18 protein-coding genes and 1 pseudogene are annotated in these 20,025 nt (G+C 64.5%); 3 read left to right on the plus strand and 16 right to left on the minus strand.

From position 1 onward, the window contains the following. Window positions 1-54: 54 nt before the first annotated feature. The 3 genes from FXB38_RS11450 to FXB38_RS11460 form a co-directional block, all read right to left on the minus strand. Window positions 55-1,074, minus strand: coding sequence for an Hsp33 family molecular chaperone (locus tag FXB38_RS11450; RefSeq protein WP_148750966.1), 1,020 nt, complete (start codon window positions 1,072-1,074; stop codon window positions 55-57). A 255-nt stretch (window positions 1,075-1,329) separates the two neighbouring features. After that, window positions 1,330-2,253 carry an ornithine carbamoyltransferase gene (gene argF / locus FXB38_RS11455; RefSeq protein WP_148750967.1) on the minus strand — a complete coding sequence of 308 codons (924 nt, stop codon included), beginning with the start codon at window positions 2,251-2,253 and terminating at the stop codon, window positions 1,330-1,332. Continuing rightward, window positions 2,253-3,455 carry an aspartate aminotransferase family protein gene (locus tag FXB38_RS11460; RefSeq protein ID WP_148750968.1) on the minus strand — a complete coding sequence of 401 codons (1,203 nt, stop codon included), beginning with the start codon at window positions 3,453-3,455 and terminating at the stop codon, window positions 2,253-2,255. The genes argF and FXB38_RS11460 overlap by 1 nt, the downstream gene beginning before the upstream one ends. A gap of 453 nt (window positions 3,456-3,908) precedes the next feature. On the opposite strand from FXB38_RS11460, the gene FXB38_RS11465 reads away from it, so the two are divergent. Then, on the plus strand, window positions 3,909-4,418 hold the full coding sequence (locus FXB38_RS11465) for a GcrA family cell cycle regulator (protein WP_148750969.1): 510 nt from the start codon (window positions 3,909-3,911) through the stop codon (window positions 4,416-4,418). Window positions 4,419-4,537: 119 nt separating this feature from the next. Here the strand turns inward: FXB38_RS11465 and phoB are convergent, their stop codons facing one another. The 12 genes and pseudogenes from phoB to FXB38_RS11525 all read right to left on the minus strand — a co-directional run bounded on the left by phoB (window position 4,538) and on the right by FXB38_RS11525 (window position 16,254). Beyond that, complete coding sequence (gene phoB, locus FXB38_RS11470; protein WP_027533133.1) at window positions 4,538-5,245, minus strand: phosphate regulon transcriptional regulator PhoB; 708 nt, start codon at window positions 5,243-5,245, stop codon at window positions 4,538-4,540. Between the two features lie 22 nt (window positions 5,246-5,267). Further along, a complete protein-coding gene (phoU, locus tag FXB38_RS11475) occupies window positions 5,268-5,984 on the minus strand; it encodes a phosphate signaling complex protein PhoU (protein WP_148750970.1) in 717 nt (238 codons plus the stop codon). Between the two features lie 11 nt (window positions 5,985-5,995). Then, on the minus strand, window positions 5,996-6,817 hold the full coding sequence (pstB, locus tag FXB38_RS11480; protein WP_148750971.1) for a phosphate ABC transporter ATP-binding protein PstB: 822 nt from the start codon (window positions 6,815-6,817) through the stop codon (window positions 5,996-5,998). After that, on the minus strand, window positions 6,814-7,659 hold the full coding sequence (pstA, locus tag FXB38_RS11485; RefSeq protein ID WP_148750972.1) for a phosphate ABC transporter permease PstA: 846 nt from the start codon (window positions 7,657-7,659) through the stop codon (window positions 6,814-6,816). The genes pstB and pstA overlap by 4 nt, the downstream gene beginning before the upstream one ends. Window position 7,660: 1 nt before the next feature. Beyond that, on the minus strand, window positions 7,661-8,650 hold the full coding sequence (pstC, locus tag FXB38_RS11490) for a phosphate ABC transporter permease subunit PstC (protein WP_187434806.1): 990 nt from the start codon (window positions 8,648-8,650) through the stop codon (window positions 7,661-7,663). 178 nt (window positions 8,651-8,828) lie between these two features. Beyond that, window positions 8,829-9,842 (minus strand): phosphate ABC transporter substrate-binding protein PstS, encoded by a 1,014-nt coding sequence (gene pstS, locus FXB38_RS11495; RefSeq protein ID WP_148750974.1) that lies wholly within the window; start codon window positions 9,840-9,842, stop codon window positions 8,829-8,831. Window positions 9,843-9,984: 142 nt separating this feature from the next. Continuing rightward, window positions 9,985-11,283: an ATP-binding protein gene (locus tag FXB38_RS11500; RefSeq protein WP_148750975.1), complete on the minus strand. Its 1,299-nt coding sequence runs from the start codon at window positions 11,281-11,283 to the stop codon at window positions 9,985-9,987. Between the two features lie 35 nt (window positions 11,284-11,318). Next, a complete protein-coding gene (locus tag FXB38_RS11505; protein WP_148750976.1) occupies window positions 11,319-12,374 on the minus strand; it encodes a putative bifunctional lysylphosphatidylglycerol flippase/synthetase in 1,056 nt (351 codons plus the stop codon). 572 nt (window positions 12,375-12,946) lie between these two features. Further along, window positions 12,947-13,851: pseudogene (locus tag FXB38_RS11510) on the minus strand (haloalkane dehalogenase). After that, window positions 13,848-14,438 carry a TetR/AcrR family transcriptional regulator gene (locus FXB38_RS11515; protein ID WP_187434807.1) on the minus strand — a complete coding sequence of 197 codons (591 nt, stop codon included), beginning with the start codon at window positions 14,436-14,438 and terminating at the stop codon, window positions 13,848-13,850. The pseudogene FXB38_RS11510 and the gene FXB38_RS11515 overlap by 4 nt, the downstream one beginning before the upstream one ends. 122 nt (window positions 14,439-14,560) lie before the next feature. Beyond that, window positions 14,561-14,857, minus strand: coding sequence for a hypothetical protein (locus tag FXB38_RS11520; protein ID WP_187434808.1), 297 nt, complete (start codon window positions 14,855-14,857; stop codon window positions 14,561-14,563). A 2-nt stretch (window positions 14,858-14,859) separates the two neighbouring features. After that, window positions 14,860-16,254: an OmpA family protein gene (locus FXB38_RS11525; RefSeq protein WP_148750979.1), complete on the minus strand. Its 1,395-nt coding sequence runs from the start codon at window positions 16,252-16,254 to the stop codon at window positions 14,860-14,862. Between the two features lie 164 nt (window positions 16,255-16,418). Between FXB38_RS11525 and FXB38_RS11530 the strand changes: the two genes are divergently transcribed. Together FXB38_RS11530 and FXB38_RS11535 are read left to right on the plus strand one after the other, a co-directional pair. Beyond that, window positions 16,419-17,477 (plus strand): polysaccharide deacetylase family protein, encoded by a 1,059-nt coding sequence (locus FXB38_RS11530; RefSeq protein WP_148751072.1) that lies wholly within the window; start codon window positions 16,419-16,421, stop codon window positions 17,475-17,477. Between the two features lie 86 nt (window positions 17,478-17,563). Continuing rightward, window positions 17,564-18,364, plus strand: a complete 801-nt coding sequence (locus FXB38_RS11535; protein ID WP_148750980.1) for an SDR family oxidoreductase — start codon at window positions 17,564-17,566, stop codon at window positions 18,362-18,364. A gap of 185 nt (window positions 18,365-18,549) precedes the next feature. Here the strand turns inward: FXB38_RS11535 and boxB are convergent, their stop codons facing one another. Next, entirely contained in the window at window positions 18,550-19,986 is a 1,437-nt protein-coding gene (gene boxB / locus FXB38_RS11540) for a benzoyl-CoA 2,3-epoxidase subunit BoxB (protein WP_148751073.1), read from the minus strand. Between the last annotated feature and the right edge of the window lie 39 nt (window positions 19,987-20,025).

Below are 20,025 nucleotides of genomic sequence, written 5' to 3' on the forward strand. Positions count from 1 at the left end.
CAGTCTCGAAGCGTGCCCACCCTACGATAGCTCGCGATAACGAAAGATAGGCGCTTACGCGTCTTCGACGCCCGCCTCATCCGGCGTGAACTCGTACACCGATGAGCAGAACTCGCAGGTCACGACGACCTTGTCGTCCTTGACCATCGCCGAGCGGTCATCCGGCGAGAAGCTCTTCAACATGGAGGCGACCGCGTCGCGTGAGCAGGAGCATTGCGCTTTCAAGACAAGCGGATTGAACACGCGCACGCCGCGTTCGTGGAAGAGGCGATAGAGCAGCCGCTCGCCGGAGAGATCGGGATCGATCAGCTCGACGTCCTCGACGGTTTCGATCAGCGAGCGCGCCTCGACCCAGGCATCGTCCTCGGCGACGGCGTGCACCTCGGCGCCCTCGGGCGCGTCGCCGGGATGGAGATCGGCCTGCCGCGCGCGCTCCGGCGCCTTCGGCAAAAACTGCATCAGCATGCCGCCGGCGCGCCAGCGATGCTTGCCGCCGTCGCTCGAGCGCCACTCCTCGCCGACCGCGAGGCGCACGCGTGTCGGGATCTGCTCGGAGCGCAGGAAATATTCGTGAGCGGCGTCTTCCAGGCTGCCGCCGTCGAGCGCGACCAGACCCTGGTAGCGGCTCATGTCGGGACCCTGGTCGATGGTCATGGCGAGATGGCCGCGGCCGAGCAGCGCGCCGGAGTGCGAGCCAGTATTCTTGGCGTCACCGAGGCGCTCGGCGTCAAAGCGCGCATAGGCGCGCAGGCGATCCGGTGCCTGATAGTCCACCACCAGAAATGACACCGGCCCATCGGTCTGGGCCTGGAGGATGAAGCGGCCCTCGAATTTCAGCGCCGAGCCGAGCAGCGTCGTCAGCACGATGGCCTCGCCCAGCAGCTTGCCGACCGGTGCCGGATAATCGTGCTTGGTCAGGATCTCGTCGAGCGCGGGGCCAAGCCGCACCAGCCGCCCGCGCACATCGAGCACGTCGACCTCGTAGGGCAGCACGGCGTCATCGATCGGAACCGCGGACGGCGCGCGAACCGGGCCCTCGGGCCCGGTTTTCATGTCAGGGGATTGGGAAACCATGGCGCTTTATCTGGGGTCGGAGGTGGGAAATGGAAGGGGCGCGAGGGGACCTCGAATTCGGTGTCGTCCGGGGGCGCGCGCAGCGCGAACCCGGGACCATAACCACAGGATTACGCTATTGCTGTCGACGACAAACTCCGAGTCATCGCCAAAAGGGGTTCCTGTGGTTAAGGGTCCCGGATCTGCGCTTACGCTTGTCCGGGACGACAGCGGAGGATGGGGCCGCTCGCACAGCCACCTCGCCCCGCCACAGTGTTACTTCACCGCGTCGAAACACCAGGCCAGAATGCCCTTCTGCGCATGCAGGCGGTTTTCGGCCTCGTCGAACACGACCGATTGCGGGCCGTCGATCACCTCGTCGGTGACCTCCTCGCCGCGATGGGCGGGCAGGCAGTGCATGAACAGCGCGTCGGGCTTGGCCAGCGACATCAGCTTGGAATTGACCTGGTAGGGCTTGAGCACGTTGTGACGGTGCTCGCCTTCCTTGTCGCCCATCGACACCCAGGTGTCGGTGATGACGCAATCGGCGTCCTTCACGGCAGCCTCGGGATCGGTGCCGAGCACGATCGGCGCACCGGTGGCCTTGATGAAGTCGCGCATCACCTTCTTCGGAGCGAGCTCCGGCGGGGTTGCGACATTGAGGTTGAACTTGAAGCGCTCGGCGGCATGGGCCCAGGACGCCAGCACGTTGTTGTCGTCGCCGGTCCAGGCCACGGTGCGACCTTCGATCGGGCCGCGATGCTCTTCGTAAGTCAGGAGATCGGCCATCACCTGGCACGGATGCGAGCGCCGCGTCAGGCCGTTGATCACGGGCACGGTCGCGTTCGCCGCGAGCTCGAGCAGGGCCTCGTGATTGAGGATGCGGATCATGATGGCGTCGACATAGCGCGACAGCACTCGCGCGGTGTCGGCAATGGTCTCGCCGCGGCCAAGCTGCATCTCGGCGCCGGTGAGCATGATGGGCTCGCCGCCGAGCTGGCGCATGGCAACGTCGAACGACACGCGCGTGCGGGTCGACGGGCGCTCGAAGATCATCGCCAGCGTCTTGCCTTCGAGCGGCTTGACCGGCTGATGCGCCTTCTGCTTCGCCTTCATGGCGGAGGAGGCCGCGAGCATGCTCTTGAGCTCCGACAGCGGCAGCTCGTTGATATCGAGGAAGTGCTTTGGCGTCTTGCTCATCAGCTGGCCGCCCGCTTGTTGCCTGAGAGCGCAGCGCAGGCGCGTTCAAGCCGGCCGACGCTGTCCTCGATCTCGGCTTCGGTGACGATCAAGGGCGGCAGGAAGCGCACGACATTGTCGCCAGCGCCGACGGTGAGCAGTTTTTCGTTGCGCAGCGCTGCGACCAGATCGCCGGAGGGCACCACGGCCTTGATGCCGATCAGGAGCCCCTCGCCGCGGACCTCGCTGACGACATCGGGGTGACGATCGATCACGGAGGCGAGCTTCTGCTTGAGCAGCAGCGACATCTTCTGCACGTGGTCGAAGAAGCCGGGCTTGAGCATGACGTCGAGCACGGCGTTCGCGGCCGAGATCGCCAGCGGATTGCCGCCGAAGGTCGAGCCGTGCGAACCGGGCCCCATGCCGGTGGCCGCATCCGTGGTCGCCAGCACCGCGCCGATCGGGAAGCCGCCGCCGAGCGCCTTGGCCAGCGACATCACGTCAGGCGTGACGCCGGTGCGGCGGTGGGCGAAGAGATCGCCGGTGCGGCCCATGCCAGTCTGCACCTCGTCGAAGGCGAGCAGCAGGCCCTTCTCGTCGCAGAGCTGGCGCAATGCCCTCAGGAAAGAAGGCGTCGCCGAACGAACGCCGCCCTCGCCCTGGATCGGCTCGATCAGTATGCCTGCGGTCTGCGGACCGATCGCCTTCTTCACGGCCTCGATGTCGCCGTGCGGGATCTGGTCGAAGCCGTCCATCGGCGGACCGAAACCTTCGAGATATTTTGCAGAGCCGGTCGCAGCCAGCGTCGCCAGCGTGCGTCCGTGGAAGGCGCCTTCGAAGGTGATGATGCGGTAGCGCTCCGGATGTCCTTTGGAGAAGTGATGATGGCGGACCAGCTTGATCACACCCTCCAGCGCTTCGGCGCCGGAATTGCAGAAGAACACGAAGTCCGCAAAACTCTCGTTGCAGAGACGCGCGGCGAGCTTCTCGCCGTCCGGGCTCTGGAACAGGTTCGACATGTGCCAGAGTTTTGTGGCCTGCTCCTGCAGCGCCTTGACCAGCGCGGGATGGGCATGGCCGAGCGCATTCACCGCCACGCCCGAGGTGAAATCGAGATAGCGATCGCCATTGGTTGCGATCAACCAGACGCCTTCACCGCGCTCAAAACCGATGTCGGTTCTGGCGAAAACGGGGAGCAAGTGCGGCGCTGCGCTGTTAGCCATGATGGTCTCTTTGGATGTTTCGGACGGCCTGAAACTGCGTTGCGCAGCGCATCATTGGTCCGGAAAACGAAACGTGCCGCCTTTTAAGGGCGGCACGCATCACTATCTTATGCTTGGCACCATTGGTGTCAATGCCGCCCGGAAAGCCCCGCGAAACCCAGATTCCGTAGTCTTGCGGTGCCGAATTTGCGGGTTTTGGCCACGGAACATGTGGAAGCGAGTCGGCGGACTCTTGCGCGTGAGTCACGCCATATTGTAGCGTCTGGCTTGTCAGATACGACATCTCGTGCAGCGATTCTGATCCCAAAAGTCCTCATGTACCGGCGTAAACGTTCGGGCGTATCATTGCGCCCGGCGAGCCTTAAGGGATTCTGGCGGCACGGATTTTTCGAGGCTTAGGCATTCGTTGTGCGGCCCCCAGGATGGCAGGCGCGCGGCGAAGGAAAGGGTGCAATGACGGTTTTGACCTGGTCCGACGATCGCGTCGAACAGCTGAAAAAGCTCTGGGAGGCCGGACTTTCGGCCAGCCAGATCGCCGCTGAGCTTGGGAATGTCACCCGTAACGCCGTGATCGGCAAGGTTCACCGGCTCGGCTTGTCGGGCCGCGCCAAGAGCCCGTCTTCGGCAGCTCCGCGGCCGCGCAAGGCGCGTCCAGCGCCGCACATGATGCGGGTGAGCAGGCCCATCGCACGCGGCAATACCGCGCTGGCGCAGGCTTTCGAGGTCGAGGTCGAGGCTGAACCGGTCACCTACGACAACGTGGTACCGATGAGCCAGCGGCTGTCGCTGCTCGAATTGAACGAGGCGACCTGCCACTGGCCGGTCGGCGATCCCTCGAGCCCGGATTTCTTCTTCTGCGGCGGCAAAGCGCTCTCCGGCCTGCCCTATTGCGCCCAGCACTCGCGGGTCGCGTATCAGCCGGCAGCGGATCGCAGGCGGGCCCCGGCGAAGCCGGCGCGGTAAGCTCAGCTCCAAACGACGTCGTCCCGGCCTGGTGCGCAATTGCGCACGGGCCGGAACGATCGGGAGAAGGATCGGCGCGCCTTTGGCGCGCTTTTTTGTCGAGGTCTGCTCAGGCCGTTTCAGGCCTGCTCGGCCTTCGCGAACCGATCGTCCAGCGCGTAGCCCGCGCCGCGGACGGTGCGGATCGGGTCCTGCTCGCGGCCGAGATTGAGCAGCTTGCGCAGGCGGCCGATATGCACATCGACGGTGCGCTCATCGATGTAGATGTCGCGGCCCCAGACACTGTCGAGCAACTGCTCGCGCGAGAACACGCGACCGGGATGCTCCAGGAAGAACTCCAGCAGGCGATACTCGGTCGGGCCGAGATCGATCGGCCGGCCCGAGCGCGCCACGCGGCGCTTTTCGCGGTCGAGCTCGATGTCGCCGAACGCCAGAACGGTTGCGAGCCGCTCCGGACTTGCACGCCGGAGCAGGCCCTTCACGCGCGCCAGGAGCTCGGGCACCGAGAACGGCTTGACGATGTAGTCGTCGGCGCCGGTCGCCAGGCCCCGCACCCGCTCGCTCTCCTCGCCACGCGCGGTGAGCATGATGATCGGCAGCTGCTTGGTGTCGGATCGCGCACGCAACCGCCGGCACAGCTCGATGCCTGATAGCCCCGGCAGCATCCAGTCAAGCACGATCAGATCGGGGATGTGCTCCTTGAGGCGGGTGTCGGCGTCGTCGCCGCGCATTACCGTCTCGACGTCATAGCCGTCGCCTTCGAGGTTGTAGCGGAGAAGCTCGGTCAGAGCTTCCTCGTCCTCAACCACCATAATGCGTGCGCCCATCGGGTCGTCGCTCCTTGCGTAATCAGGTGTTCGGGACCGTGGTGGCGAAGGTCGTCATGTCGCCCTTCGGCCGCTTGTCGGTGATCGCCTGGCCTTCGATCATGTAGAACACGGTCTCGGCAATGTTGGTGGCATGGTCGCCGATCCGCTCGATGTTCTTGGCGCAGAACATCAGATGGATGCAGAACGAGATGTTGCGCGGATCCTCCATCATGTAGGTGAGGAGCTCACGGAACAGCGAGGTGCAGATGGCGTCGACTTCCTCGTCGCCCTTCCACACCGCCATCGCCGCCGGCAGATCGTGCGCGGCATAGGCGTCCAGCACCGACTTGACCTGCTGCTGCACGAGGTCGGTCATGTGCTCGAGGCCGCGGAACAGCTTGAGCGGATGGAAATCCGTCTCCAGCGCCGCGACGCGCTTGCCCATGTTCTTGGCGAGGTCGCCGATGCGCTCGAGATCGGTCGCGACGCGCATGGCGCCGACGATCTCGCGCAGATCCACCGCCATCGGCTGGCGGCGCGCGATCGTGAGCACGGCGCGCTCCTCGATCTTCTTCTGCAGCGTGTCGAGCTCGGCGTCGATGGCGACGACGCGCTGGCCGAGCGCGACGTCGCGGCGGATCAGCGCATCGACGGAATCGACGATCATGCGCTCGGCGATGCCGCCCATCTCGGCGACCAGGCGCGTGAGCTCCTGGAGGTCGGTGTCGAAGGCCTTTGCGGTATGTTCAGAACCCATGTGCCGTCTCCTCAGCCGAACCGGCCGGTGATGTAATCCTGCGTGCGCCGGTCGGTCGGCGATGTGAATATCTTGCTGGTGTCGTCGAACTCTATCAGCTCGCCGAGATACATGAAGGCGGTCTTGTCGGAGACGCGGGCGGCCTGCTGCATGTTGTGGGTCACGATCGCGATCGTGTAGTTCTCGGACAGCTCCTGGATCAGCTCCTCGACCTTGGCGGTCGAGATCGGGTCGAGCGCCGAGCAGGGCTCGTCGAACAGGATCACCTCGGGCCGCACCGCAACGGTGCGGGCGATGCAGAGGCGCTGCTGCTGGCCGCCGGAGAGCGACAGGCCGGAGGCGTTGAGCTTGTCCTTGACCTCGTTCCACAGCGCGCCGCCGCGCAGCGCTTTCTCGACGCGGTCATCCATCTCGGATTTCGAGATCTTCTCATAGAGACGGATGCCGAAGGCGATGTTCTCGTAGATCGTCATCGGGAACGGCGTCGGCTTCTGGAACACCATGCCGACGCGGGCGCGCAGCAGATTGAGGTCGAGCTTGGGGTCGAGGATGTTGGTCTGGTCGAGCATCAGCTGACCGGTGACGCGCTGGCCCGGATAGAGGTCGTACATCCGGTTGAAGATGCGCAGCAGGGTCGACTTGCCGCAGCCCGACGGGCCGATGAAGGCGGTGACCCGGTTGGTGCCGAGCGCCAGGTTGATGTTCTTCAGCGCGTGGTGCTCGCCGTAATAGAAGTTGAGGTTGCGCACCGTCACCTTGGCCGGCGCTTCGGGCAGCATCGGCGCCTGGGGCAGACCGCCGGCCGCGCTCATCGATACGGAAAGATCGGTCATTTTGCGGTCCTCTCGGCGCTGAGAATGCGCGCGCCAATATTCAGGGCAAGAACGGTCAGGGTGATGAGCAGTGCGCCGCTCCAGGCGAGCTGCTTCCAATAGGCGTAGGGGCTCTGGACGAAGTTGTTGATGGTGACCGGCAGGTTCGCCATGGTCTTGTTCAGGCCGAGGCTGAAGAACTGGTTCGACAGCGCGGTGAAGAGCAGCGGCGCGGTTTCGCCGGCGACGCGGGCGGTCGCGAGCAGCACGCCGGTGATGAGACCGGATCGTGCCGCACGATAAGCGATCCGCTTGATCACCAGCGAGCGCGGCAGGCCGAGCGCGGAGGCCGCCTCGCGCAGCGCGTTCGGCACTAGTAGCAGCATGTCCTCGGTCGTGCGCAGCACCACCGGGATCACGATGACGGCGAGCGCGAGCGAGCCTGCGATCGCCGAGAAGCCACGCATCGGCACCACTACGGCGCCGTAGATGAACAGGCCGATGATGATCGAGGGCGCCGACAGCAGGATGTCGTTGATGAAGCGGATCACCGAGGTCAGCTTGTCGTTGCGGCCGTACTCGGCGAGATAGGTGCCGGCAAACAGGCCGAGCGGCGCGCCGATGCCGACGCCGATCACGGTCATGATCAGCGAGCCGACGATGGCGTTGCGCAGGCCGCCTTCGGTCGAGCCCGGAGGCGGCGTGTCCGCAACGAACAGATCGAGGTTCAACCCCGCCAGGCCGTTATAGAACAGCGTAATCAGGATCAGTGCGAGCCAGGTGACGCCGAAGGCGGCGGCACCAAAGCAGAGCCCGCGGATCAGGATATCCTTGCGGCGGCGGCGCGAATAAATCGGGTTCATGTTAGTTCCCCGCCTTCTTTTCCAGCCGCATCAGCATCAGCCGGGCGCCGGCCAGCACGAAGAACGTCAGCACGAACAGCAGCAGGCCGAGCAGGATCAGGCCGGACTGGTGCAGGCCGTCGCTCTCGGCGAATTCGGATGCGATCGCCGCCGAGATCGTGGTGCCCGGCGCGAAGATTGAGGACGAGATGCGGAACGAGTTGCCGATGATGAAGCTCACCGCCATGGTCTCGCCGAGCGCACGGCCCAGCGCCAGCATGACGCCGCCGATGATGCCGACGCGGGTGTAGGGGATCACCACGCTGCGCACGACTTCCCAGGTGGTGCAGCCGACGCCGTAAGCAGCCTCCTTCAACACGGGCGGCACCGTCTTGAACACGTCGACCGAGATCGAGGTGATGAAGGGCAGCACCATGATGGCGAGGATCAGCGCGGCATTGAACAGGCTGAGATAGGACGGGGGACCCGCGAAGATCGCACCCAGCACGGGGACGCCGTCAAAGATCTTGATCATGAAGGGCTGAAATGTATTGGCCAGGAACGGACCCAACACGAAGAAGCCCCACATGCCGTAGATGATCGAGGGGATGCCGGCGAGCAGTTCGATGGCCATGCCGATCGGGCGGCGCAGCCATTGCGGGCAAAGCTCGGTGAGGAAGATCGCAATGCCGAGACCCACCGGAATGGCGATCAGCATCGCGATAAAGGAGGTGACGAGCGTACCATACATCGGTCCGAGCGCGCCGAGCACGGGCGGATCGGCCGACGGCGCCCAACGCTGCGTCCACAGGAACGCGAAGCCGTATTCCTTCATCGCAGGGAAGGCGCCGACGATCAGCGACAGGATGATGCCGCCGAGAATGAGGAGCACCGAGATCGCGCTGAGCCGCGTGATCCAGTAGAAGGTGACGTCGCCGAGCTTGAACGCGCTCAAGGCCTTGGCGCGATCATATGGTCCGGCGTCGTCGATTACATCGCTCTGAACGGCCATTTCTGCCACGCCGATCCCCTGTACCAAGAATATACGATTTTTATTGGTCTCGTGCCCCGAATGCGGCGCTAGCTGCGAAGCGTCGCGACGCTGATCCGGGGCCTCGTTCTTGTGGGTCCCGGCTCAGCGCAGCAGCGCTTTCACGCCGCTGCGCGTCCGGGACACGAGAGGAGAGCGCTTAGCTCTTGATCTCGGCAGCCCAGGTCTTCTCGATCAGCTGGACGACGCTGTCGGGCATCGGGATGTAGTCGAGGTCTTCAGCCGCCTTGCCGCCGTTCTTGAACGCCCAGCGGAAGAACTTGATGGCTTCCTGCGAGGCCGCCTTGTCGGTGGCATCCTTGTGCATGAGGATGAAGGTCGCAGCGGTGATCGGCCAGGACTTGTCGCCGGGCTGGTCGGTCAGGATGACGTAGTAGCCGGGAGCCTTGGCCCAGTCGGCATTGGAAGCGGCCGCCTGGAAACCTTCGACCGTCGGCTGCACCGGCTTGCCAGCCTTGTTGATGAGGCCGGTGTAGGTCAGCTTGTTCTGCTTGGCATAGGCGTACTCGACATAGCCGATCGAGTTCTTGGTCTGGCTGATGTTGCCCGACACGCCTTCGTTGCCCTTGGCGCCGACGCCAACCGGCCACTCGACGGCGGTGCCTTCACCCACCTTGCTCTTCCAGTCGGCGCTGGCCTTGGAGAGGTAGTTGGTGAAGTTGAAGGTGGTGCCCGAACCGTCCGAGCGGCGGACCACGGTGATCGCGTCCGACGGCAGCTTCACGTTCGGATTGAGCTTCTTGATCGCGGCGTCGTCCCACTTGGTGATCTTGCCGAGATAGATGTTGGCGAGGGTCTCGCCGTCGAACACCAGCTCGCCCGGCTTGACGCCCTCGAGGTTGACGACGGGAACGATGGCGCCCATCACCATCGGCCACTGGGCGAGGCCGTCCTTCTCGAGCTGCTCGGCCTTGAGCGGCGCGTCGCTGGCGCCGAAGGTCACGGTCTTGGCCTGGATCTGCTTGATGCCGCCGCCTGAACCGATCGACTGGTAGTTCAGGCCGTTGCCTGTCTCCTTCTTGTAGGCATCAGCCCACTTCGAATAGATCGGGAACGGGAAGGTCGCGCCTGCGCCGGTGATATCGGCGGCAAAGGCCGCCGTCGTCGTTGCGGCGACCAAGCCGGCAGCGACGATCGTTTTGATGAAATTCATGCTGGTCTCCATACAGGGGAGCGAAGCGCCATCAGCGCCCGATCGCGCTCCCCGCCGCCCCTTTAGGAGCGGTCGGCTGTGCTTTTACGAAGGTTTAGTGACAGTCGGATGACACTCTTAAGCCACTGAAATAGCTTGAATTTCAGCTCGCGGCCGGAGGCTTGGCCTGGGGGAAACAGGCGGTGAAAGTGGCGCCCTGCTTGGGCACGCTTTCGATCAAAAGCCGGCCGCGATGGCGGTTAAGAATATGTTTCACCAGCGATAATCCGAGCCCCGTCCCACCCTGGGAGCGGCTGTCGCCGACGTCCACCCGGTAGAACCGCTCGGTCAGGCGCGGCAGGTGCTCGGGCGCGATGCCGGGGCCGAAATCGCGCACCATGACCCGGATTTCCTGAGCTCCATCAGTGGCCGGGGTCGCCGTCAGCGACACGATGACGCGTCCGCCGGAGGCGCCGTATTTGAGCGCATTCTCGATCAGATTCTCGAACAGGCGCAGCAGCTCCTCGCGGTCGCCCGCGATCATGACCGGGGCTTCCGGCAGATGGGTCTCGACCTCGACCTGGCGTTCCCGAGCCAGCGGCTCGAGCCCGTCGGCGACCTGGAAGATGATCGGCAGCAGGTCGACCAGCGTATCCGGCCGTACATGGGCCGACAGCTCCACCCGCGACAGCGACAAGAGATCGTCGATCAGGCGCGCCATGCGGGTGGCCTGATTGTGCATGATGCCGAGGAAGCGCTCGCGCGCCTTGGGATCATCCTTGGCCTGGCCCTGCAGCGTGTCGATGAAGCCGGAGAGCGCGGCCAGCGGCGTGCGCAATTCGTGGCTGGCATTGGCGACGAAGTCGGCGCGCATCTCCTCGACCCGGCGCAGTGGCGTCTGGTCGTGGAAGGTCATCAGCATGCATTTGTCGGCGCCGCCGAAATTGGTCGGCACCGGCACCGGGGTGATGGTCAGCTCCATCCAGCGATCGACCGGGACATGGTCGAGATAGGTCGCGCGCCGCGGCTCGGTGGTCGCAATGGACTCGCGCAGCGCCGTGATGATCTCGGGCGAGCGCAGCGCGAACTGGGCGAGCTCGTTCTTGCGTAGCGCCGGCGCGAGCTGGGCGGCGGCGGTATTGAGATGGATGACGCGGCCGGCCCGGTCGAGCAGCACGGCGGGATCCGGCATGCCGGCGACGACCGCGGCCACCGCCGCGCTTTCGACCGGATTGACCCGGCGGGTGTCGTCGCGCGAGGCAGCGGTATCATGCAGCCGCCAGGGGATCAGCGCAGCAGCAGCGATGCAGAAGAACACCGTCGCCGCCCGCAGCACCGACAATTCGCCGAGCGAGACCACCACCGACAGCGCCAGCGCGGCCGCAATCAGGATGATGGTCGAGTGCCGCAGCCGGTCGGACCAGGGCTGCACCGTGGGAGACGAGGGAGCGTCGATCGCCATCGGGGCGGGCTTCTCCTTGTTGGCTTTTGCGCCGGTCAGGCGCCGCTGTCGCTGCGCTTTCTCACATAAGCGGCTTCAGGCGGTGGGCCTGGATCGAGCTTGAGCGCCGCCTGTTGCAGCCGCTTGGATCGGGCGCCGATGATAACCTCGCGAAACGTCAGCAAGATTACAGAGATGACGAAGGGCGACAGATAATAGAGGACCCGGAACAGCAGCATGCCGCCGAGCAGCTCCTCGCGGTCCATCTGCCAGAGGCCGACCAGCATGGCGGCGTCGAACACCCCGAGCCCGCCGGGCGAATGGCTAGCGAAGCCGAGCAGCGTCGCCGAGACGAAGATGACAGCGACCACGACGAAGCCGAGATTGGGCTCGTCGGGGACCAGCACGTACATCGCGAGCGCGCAGAAGCCGAGATCGATGATACCGATGGCGATCTGCAGCAGCGTCAGCGGGCCGCCCGGCAGCACCACGGTCCAGGGGCCGCGTCCGACGACCCGTGGCTGGGTCCAGACCCAGACCACATATCCGACCAGCGCTGCGAGGATCATCATCGCAAACGTCCGGTTCAGCCAGGGCGGCAGCTGGTCGATCGCGGCGGCCGCCTCCGGATGATAGGAGATACCGAGACCGAGCACGGCGGCATTGCCGAGCCAGAAGGTGAGGCCGGCGAGGAAGCAGATTTTTGCGACGTCGATCGCGTTCAGCCCATAGGCCGAATAGATGCGGTAGCGTACCGCGCCGCCGGTGAAGACGCTGGCGCCGACATTGTGCCCGATCGAATAGCTGGTGAAGGCCGCGAGCGCGTTGATGCGATAGGGCACGTGTGAATGGCCGATCGCGCGCACCGCAAACAGATCGTAGAACGTCAGCGTGAAATAGCCCGCGGCGACGAACAGCGCGGCCATCGCAATCTGGCGCGGCTCGGTGCTCTTGATCGCCTCGATCACCTCGTTGGTATCGATGCCGCGCAGCATGTGATAGAGCACATAGCAAGCGATGCCGATGACCGCGACGCTGATCACAACTCCAAGCTTATGCAGGATTTGCTTCTGGCGCAGAAACGTCATCGCCCTGCGTATGGCTTCCAGCATCTAGACCTCGAATAACGCTTCAGCGGCCAGGGTGGCCGGCGAACAGGCGGACGACGCACAGGCACTCAACGAACAAGCACTCCACGAACAAGCGCTCAACAAACCCTTGCCGCCGGCTCCGGCCTCGCGCATGCCCCCGGCCCCTCCACTAGCGCGTTTCGAGGCGGAGTGGAATTCGCCAAAGTGAACAAAATCGCGTGCCTTCAATATTTTAGGCAGGTTTGCGGGCTCAAGGTGCACGGTTTGGCGCTTTCGGCGGCAAGTTCGATGGCAGGGCTGAAGCGAATCTCCATGGCAATCCTGCGCAGGGGCCGTGAAGTTTTGATGATTTCGACCGGACAATGTTCCGTCACGCCTTAAGTCGAAATCAATCTATGGGCCGCATCCGCCTGTTGAAAGAGGGGCGGCCCGCGCCGGCTGGCTGCAGCGCAAACAGCCGCGCGACGAATCGCGCGGCCGAGGCCCGGTCCTGATAATCGGTTGCACCGCGATATCACAGAGGCCGGCGCTGGCGCGGCCGTCCGCCGGCGCGAGGCCGGCGGCGAGCATGCTGTTTGGAGGGAGCCGCCCGCTCAGGCTGCGAGTTGCGGACGCACCGCTTCGATGCCGGCAATCCAGCCGGCGACGGAGCGGCCGATCGCCTCAGGATGGTCCTCCTGAAGGAAGTGCAATCCGGCGCCGAGGCGGACATGAGCGCAATGCTTCAACGACGCCGCAAACGTCTCGGCGAACTCCGGCGCCACGAGCGCACCGGGCTCGCCTGAGAACAGCAGCTTTGGATAGGTCGATGCGGCCAACGCAGCATGCGCTGATTGGAGCGCCTCATAAACATCGGCGGGCTCGCCTGCGACCGGCAATTCGCGCGGAAAGGTGAGAATGGGACGGCGGCTCTCCGGCGTCGGGAACGGCGCGCGATAGGGCGCCATCTCGTCATCGCTGAGCTTGCGGACGATGCCGCCGGGCAGCACGCGCTCGACGAAGGCATTTGCCTCCAGGATCATGGCCTCGCCCTCGCCCGGCGCCCTGAATTTCCGGAAGGTCTCACGCGCAGCGTCGGCTTGGTGAAAGTCCTGCCAGGTCGGCATCGGGCGGATGAACTCCATGAAGGCCAGACCGCGCACGAGATCTGGCCGGCGTGCGGCGAGATGAAATGCGAGCGCGGTACCCCAGTCCTGCGCGACGAGATAGGCCGACGTGATGCCGCGCTGCTCGATGAAGGCATCGAGATAGCGCACGTGGTCGAAGAAGCGTAGGCGATGTCGGGCTTGTCGGATTGGCCGAAGCCGATGAGATCAGGCGCGATGCAATGCGCGACCGGCAACACCAGCGGCAAAATGTTGCGCCAGATGTGCGACGAGGTCGGATTGCCGTGCAGGAACAGCGCGACCGGCGCACCTTCCGCGCCTGTCTCGCGATAAGCCATGCTGCTTCCCAGGACGGACGCTTTACGAATCTCGATTTCGTTTCGCTTGGTCATGTCGTCTCCTTGAACACGGTTTGGAATGCGATGGTCTTGAAACGATCGAGCGCTTTGGGATTGCGGTCGACCTTCATGCGCAGGATCGCTCCCTGCCAGGACGCGAGCAGGAACTCGGCAAGCTCGTCAGGCTCGAACTCGGATGCGATCTCGCCGCTGGTCTGGGCATCCCTGATGCAGGCGGCGAACGGTGCGCGCCATTCGGCGAAGATCGCCGCGAGACGCGCGCGCAACAGCTCACTGCTACCGCTCGCCTCCAGGCTGAGATCGCCGATCAGGCAGCCGCGACCGTAGCCGTCGGCCTCGAGTCGGCCGGTGATGATGTCGAGATAGCGCCTGAGCCGCGCCCGCGGCGTCAGCGCGATGTCGTCGAGGGCCTCGGCGACCAGCCCCCTGGTGACGTCGAAATAGCGGTCGAGCACTTCGGAGGCGAATGCCTCCTTGGAGCGGAAATGGTTAGTGAAGGACCCCTGCGGCGCGCCCGCCGCGGCGGTGACGTCGCGCACGCTGGTGCCGTGATAGCCGGTCCGGAACATGACCTTCAGGCCGGCGTCGAGGATGGCATCTTTGAGTGAGGGCTTTGGCATGGGCGTTATAATACGTACGTACGTATTAATGTCAAGCGCAAACGTGCTCCTCGGCAATCAGCTTACCGATCAGTCAGTTATCGGAGTTTGAGACAATCGATCGTCCGGCAGCGGATCGCGGTTCAGGCCACAGGCTGGCTCCGCGAAACCACCCAATAGCGCAGCCACGCACCGATGGTGCAGCCGACCAGATAGCAGGCGAATAGGACCAGGCCGAGGTCGAGCCAGTAGCCGAAGCGGCCCGGGACCACATGTGCGAACGAGGCCGCAACCAGTCCCGCGACCAGCGCGGCGAGCCAGCGCGCAGTCACCTTCGAGGTGCCGTTGCCGCGCTGGACCACCGAGATCCAGCCCATGCAGAAGCCCAGCAGCACCGAGCCGATCAGCCAACCCATATGGAACGAGACAAGATAGGGCATCGTCACCTCACCAGAAATTCGATGCGGCGGTTTTGCGCCTTGCCGTCGTCGGTGTCGTTGCCGGCGACGGGCTGCGTGCTGCCGTAGCCGACCGCGGTGAAGCGGTCCGCCGGCAGGCCGGCCCTGACCAGAAATTCGATCACCGCCTGTGCGCGTTTCTCGGACAGCGCCTGGTTGAAGGCGTCCTCGCCGTCGGAATCGGTGTGACCCACGACCTCGATATTTGTGGTGGGACAACGCAGCGCCGTCTCGATCAGATGATCGAGAATGCCGGCGGAGTCGGGATCGATGTCGGCGCGCTTGGTTGCGAAGCGGATCTTGCCCTTGGCCAGCAGCTCCGAGAACAATTGCTGGCAGACGGTGCCGTCGACCGGCCCCGCCGCGGGCTTCACCGTGATTTCAGGCTTGTATTGCCAGATTTTTGGAAAGTCCTTGCCGAGGCCGGCGCGGATGTCGTTGGCCGCACCTTCGTACAGCGCATCGCCCGACAGCTTCACCTCGCGATCCGACACCACGAGCGTGCCGGTCGACAGCCGCGACAGCGCGCCGAGCGCTGCGACCACCGCGGTGTTGAAGGAGCCGGGAGCACCGACGCTGGCCTTTAGATTGTCGACGACTTTCTCGGTAAAGAACTTTCGCGACGCGCTGGTCTCGATCGCGGCGTGCACATTGTTGTCGGGCACGTAGCCGGTCATCGTCACGGTGGCGGCGACCGGATCCTTGTAGGCCTGGAAGATATAAGGCGGTGCCTTGATCTCGTTGGCGGCGATCGAAAAACCTTCGGGCAGGTTCTTGAGCGCAGCCGCGATCGCTTCGCGGCCGCCGAGGTCGCGCGCCATGCCCGACAGATTGACCTTGGTGTCGGAGATCGTGATCTTGCCGTCCTTCAGCTTGCCGATCTGGTCGAGCAGCAGCATCGCGGCCGCTTCGAACCGCGCCGGCGCGCCGCGGGCCAGGCCCATCTGATCGGCGACCTCGGTCCCATTGACCTCCTTGCGGGCGGCTTCCGTCAGGCGCGCCTTCATCGAAGGCAGCGGCGCGGAGCCCGACAGCGTCACCCGCACCACGTCCCGCTCGGCACTCCAGACGAAGGGCTTTGCTTCGGCAACAAGGCGGGTCTGGTCATCGACCAGCCGTACGCCGGGAACCATCTCGACCGTGGTCACGGCATCGCGGCGCCCCTCGTCGGAGAAGGCGTCCGCGGCCAGGCTGACGTCACGGCCGTCCACCGCGATCCGGGTCTTGTCCAGGACGGTGTCCTTGAGCGCGGCCGAGCTGCGGGCCGACAGGTCGGCCTCGACCGGCAAGGTGTTATTCCAGCCCGCAAATCCCCACATGACGGCCAGGGGAATCAGCCCCGGCCACCATTTGCTGGCCCACCTAAAAAGCATCTGCATTCGACGACCCAAACTCTGGAACCGGAGACAAAACAAACCCTTGGCGGGCTGTCAAACCGGAATAGGGCCCTTTCGGGGGCCACACGTGGAGAATTGGAATAACTTTTTCTTCAAGGGTAACACCCTAAGTTGAGGGCGGAATGCCCAGGGGCGGCCAGCCGGACATGAAGCAACTCCGTAACAACGTCATTCGCGCCGGGCTGGGAGCACTCTATTTCAGCGGGGCGCACCATCTGCTGCGCCCGCTGCTGTCGGGCGTCGGCGCCATTTTCATGCTGCACCATGTGCGGCCGGCTCGTGAGCGCGTATTCCAGCCGAACCGGCATCTCGAGGTCACCCCCGACTTCCTGCGTGCGACGCTGCGCCATTTGCGCGCGCGCGAGATCGACATCGTCAGCATGGACGAGCTGCACGAACGGCTGGTGCAAGGCCGCTTCGACCGCCGCATCGCCGCCTTCACCCTCGACGACGGCTATCGCGACAACTGGGAGCACGCTCTTCCGGTGCTGCGCGAATTTGACGCGCCCGCGACCATCTATGTTGCCAGCGACTTCGCTGAGGGCACCGGACGGCTGTGGTGGACCGCGCTCGAGGCCGTCATCGCCAAGGCCGAGCAGGTCGACGTGCGGATCGGCCATTCCGCGTTGCGGCTCGATGCGAGCACGCCTGCCGCGAAGCAGGCGGCGTTCGACCGCCTGCATGACTGGCTCCGCGCTCTTCCGGGCGAGCACGATCTGAAGCGCGAGATCGAGGCGCTGTGCGCCGCCCACGGTATCGACATGGAAGCGCTGTGCCGCAGCCTCTGCCTGTCCTGGGACGAGGTGAAGCGGCTCGCGGCCGATCCACTGGTCACGATCGGCGCTCACACCGTCAGCCATTGCAATCTCGCCAAGCAGAGCGAGGAGATCGCCGCGCAGGAGATGGCAGTCAGCCGGGTGCGGATCGAGAACGCGCTGGAGCGTCCGGTGCTGCATCTCGCCTATCCCTATGGCGACCGCGAGGCAGCCGGGATGCGCGAATTCGCGCTCGCCGCATCCGCCGGCTTCAAGACCGCGGTGACGACACGGCCCGGCATGCTGTTCGCAGGGAACGCCGGCCACATGACCGCGCTGCCGCGCGTCTCGCTCAACGGCAACTACCAGGACGCGCGCATTCTGCCGGTGCTGACCTCGGGCGCCGCGACCGCGATGTGGAACGGCTTTCGCCGGTTTGCCGCGGCTTGACTGTTGTCCCGGCCTTCGCCGGGACAACACCGAGTTGACACCCCTCCCCTCGGCGCTCAAAACGGCGCCAACCCAAGGGAGGCACCATGTCCAACGATCTGTTTTCGCTCAAAGGCCGCATCGCACTCGTGACCGGCGGCTCGCGCGGCATCGGCAAGATGATCGCGGCCGGATTCCTCGGAGCAGGTGCGGCGAAGGTCTACATCACCGCGCGCAAGGCGGGCCCTTGCGAAGCCACTGCGAAAGAGCTTTCGGCGCAATATGACGGCGAGTGCATCGCGCTGCCGATCGACATCTCGACCGTCGAAGGCTGCGACAAGCTGGCTGGCGAACTCATCAAGCTCGAGCCGAAGCTCGACATCCTCGTCAACAACGCCGGTGCGGCATGGGGTGCCGAGTTCGACGAATTCCCCGAAAGCGGCTGGGACAAGGTGATGGACCTCAACGTCAAATCGCTGTTCTTCCTGACCAAGGCTTTGGCAAAGCCGCTGCGCGCGGCGGCGTCGCACGAGCGGCCCGCCAAGGTCATCAACATCGCCTCCGTCGACGGCATCTTCGTCAATCCGGGCGAGACCTATTCCTACGCCGCGAGCAAGGCTGCCGTAATCCATCTGACGCGGCGCATGGCGACGAAACTGATCAAGGACAACATCAATGTCACCGCGATCGCACCGGGCGCCTTCAAGTCCGACATGAACCGCGCCGCGCGCGATCATTCAGACGACGTCGCAAAACGTATTCCCGCGCGGCGCATCGGCACCGACGAGGACATGGCAGGCGTTGCGATCTACCTCGCTTCGCGTGCGGGCGACTACGTCGTCGGCAACACCATCGCGGTCGATGGCGGTGTGGTGTACGCGAATGCGGGGCTGGAGATCGCGGGGTAGTTGGCGAGGGATAGCGCGACACCCTCTGCTGTCATGCCCCGCGAAGGCGGGGCATCCAGTACGCCGCAGCTTCTCGGCTGGAGCACAGCCGCCTCTGGAATACTGGATCACCCGCTCCAGTGCGCAAGTGCGCACAAGGCGGGTGATGACACCATTTGCATGACGCGAGCGTTCGCCCCTAACGCCTACGACTCGATCCTCACATACTCAAAATCACCCGGCTTGTTGTCGATGCCGACCTTCGGCGGCGAAATCCACGACGCGAACTTGCCGGTTTCGGTGACGGGCTGCATCAGCGAGGTGATGAAGTCGCCGTCGGCGGTCGAAGGCAGCCAGTCATCCTTGCGCTTCGCCCAGGTGGCATCGTCGATCAAGATGCCGTCGGGCGTCGCGTGCACGTCCTTGAACTCGCCGATATGGCGGTGGAAGGCAACGTTGGGCAGCGTCAGCTTGAAATCGTAGCCGGCGGTCGAGATCACCTTGTTCCAGCGCAACATGCCCTTGACGCAATCCTGGCTGTAGTCGTCGCGCAGGCGCATGTTGAGCGCGGTCAGCGCCGGCTCGTCGACCAGCTTGATCTCGCCGTCGATGAACTTGAGCACCGGATAGGTGGCGTTCTTGAGCTGGTGATCGTCGTCGATCTGGGTCTCGTGATAGCGGCCCTTGATGCCGGTGTTGAAGGCATTGGCCGCGTTGGTCGAGACTTCCGAGCCGAACAGATCGAGCGACAGCGTGTAGTGCAGGTTCAGCTTCTTCTGGATGGTCGGAAGATCGATCACGCCGAGCGCGCGGACTTTGGCGATTTCCGTGGGATCGGCGATGCCGGCTTCGCGCATCGCATCGCAGGTGCGCTGCACCACGCGGGTGATGCCGGTCTCGCCGACGAACATGTGGTGCGCTTCCTCGGTCAGCATGAAGCGGCAGGTGCGCGACAAGGGATCGAAGCCCGACTGCGCGAGGCTGTGCAGCTGCATCTTGCCGTCGCGATCGGTGAAGTAGGTGAACATGAAGAACGACAGCCAGTCCGGCGTCGCCTCGTTGAAAGCGCCCAGCATGCGCGGTGCGTCGGCATCGCCGGATCGGCGGCGCAGCAAATCATCGGCTTCCTCGCGGCCGTCGCGGCCAAAGTACTTCTGCAGCAGGTAGACCATCGCCCAGAGGTGGCGACCTTCCTCGACGTTCACCTGGAACAGATTGCGCATGTCATATAGCGAGGGCGCAGTCTTGCCGAGATGGCGCTGCTGCTCGACCGAGGCCGGCTCGGTGTCGCCCTGGATCACGATCAGCCGGCGCAGCATGGCGCGATATTCGCCCGGGACTTCCTGCCAGGCAGGCTCGCCCAAGTGCTCGCCGAAGGGAACGACGCGGTTCTCTTCCTGCGGCGCAAGCAGGATGCCCCAGCGATAGTCGGGCATGCGGACATAGTCGAACTTGGCCCAGCCGCGCGGATCGACGGAGTAAGCGGTGCGCAAGTAAACCAGCGACTCCTGAAAGCCTTCCGGCCCCATGTCGCTCCACCAGTCCATATAGCCGGGATGCCAGCCTTCAAGCGCCTTCAGCACCTGGCGGTCTTCGGCGAGATTTACGTTGTTCGGAATCTTGGTCGAGTAGTCGACGTTCATGATGTTCATGGCCGTGCTCCTTGGTCGGTCTCGTGTCCC

Origin of the sequence: Bradyrhizobium cytisi (assembly GCF_008123515.1) — a bacterium.
GTDB classification, from domain to species: domain Bacteria; phylum Pseudomonadota; class Alphaproteobacteria; order Rhizobiales; family Xanthobacteraceae; genus Bradyrhizobium; species Bradyrhizobium cytisi.

Coding starts and splice junctions, on each gene's coding strand:
- pstS (WP_148750974.1), bottom strand. CDS start 9,842: ATGAATTTCATCAAAACGATCGTCGCTGCCGGCTTGGTCGCCGCAACG.
- phoB (WP_027533133.1), bottom strand. CDS start 5,245: ATGGGCGCACGCATTATGGTGGTTGAGGACGAGGAAGCTCTGACCGAG.
- FXB38_RS11465 (WP_148750969.1), top strand. CDS start 3,909: ATGACGGTTTTGACCTGGTCCGACGATCGCGTCGAACAGCTGAAAAAG.
- argF (WP_148750967.1), bottom strand. CDS start 2,253: ATGAGCAAGACGCCAAAGCACTTCCTCGATATCAACGAGCTGCCGCTG.
- phoU (WP_148750970.1), bottom strand. CDS start 5,984: ATGGGTTCTGAACATACCGCAAAGGCCTTCGACACCGACCTCCAGGAG.
- FXB38_RS11520 (WP_187434808.1), bottom strand. CDS start 14,857: ATGCCCTATCTTGTCTCGTTCCATATGGGTTGGCTGATCGGCTCGGTG.
- FXB38_RS11505 (WP_148750976.1), bottom strand. CDS start 12,374: ATGCTGGAAGCCATACGCAGGGCGATGACGTTTCTGCGCCAGAAGCAA.
- FXB38_RS11530 (WP_148751072.1), top strand. CDS start 16,419: ATGAAGCAACTCCGTAACAACGTCATTCGCGCCGGGCTGGGAGCACTC.
- pstC (WP_187434806.1), bottom strand. CDS start 8,650: ATGGCCGTTCAGAGCGATGTAATCGACGACGCCGGACCATATGATCGC.
- FXB38_RS11500 (WP_148750975.1), bottom strand. CDS start 11,283: ATGGCGATCGACGCTCCCTCGTCTCCCACGGTGCAGCCCTGGTCCGAC.
- FXB38_RS11535 (WP_148750980.1), top strand. CDS start 17,564: ATGTCCAACGATCTGTTTTCGCTCAAAGGCCGCATCGCACTCGTGACC.
- pstA (WP_148750972.1), bottom strand. CDS start 7,659: ATGAACCCGATTTATTCGCGCCGCCGCCGCAAGGATATCCTGATCCGC.
- FXB38_RS11515 (WP_187434807.1), bottom strand. CDS start 14,438: ATGCCAAAGCCCTCACTCAAAGATGCCATCCTCGACGCCGGCCTGAAG.
- boxB (WP_148751073.1), bottom strand. CDS start 19,986: ATGAACGTCGACTACTCGACCAAGATTCCGAACAACGTAAATCTCGCC.
- pstB (WP_148750971.1), bottom strand. CDS start 6,817: ATGACCGATCTTTCCGTATCGATGAGCGCGGCCGGCGGTCTGCCCCAG.
- FXB38_RS11460 (WP_148750968.1), bottom strand. CDS start 3,455: ATGGCTAACAGCGCAGCGCCGCACTTGCTCCCCGTTTTCGCCAGAACC.
- FXB38_RS11450 (WP_148750966.1), bottom strand. CDS start 1,074: ATGGTTTCCCAATCCCCTGACATGAAAACCGGGCCCGAGGGCCCGGTT.
- FXB38_RS11525 (WP_148750979.1), bottom strand. CDS start 16,254: ATGCAGATGCTTTTTAGGTGGGCCAGCAAATGGTGGCCGGGGCTGATT.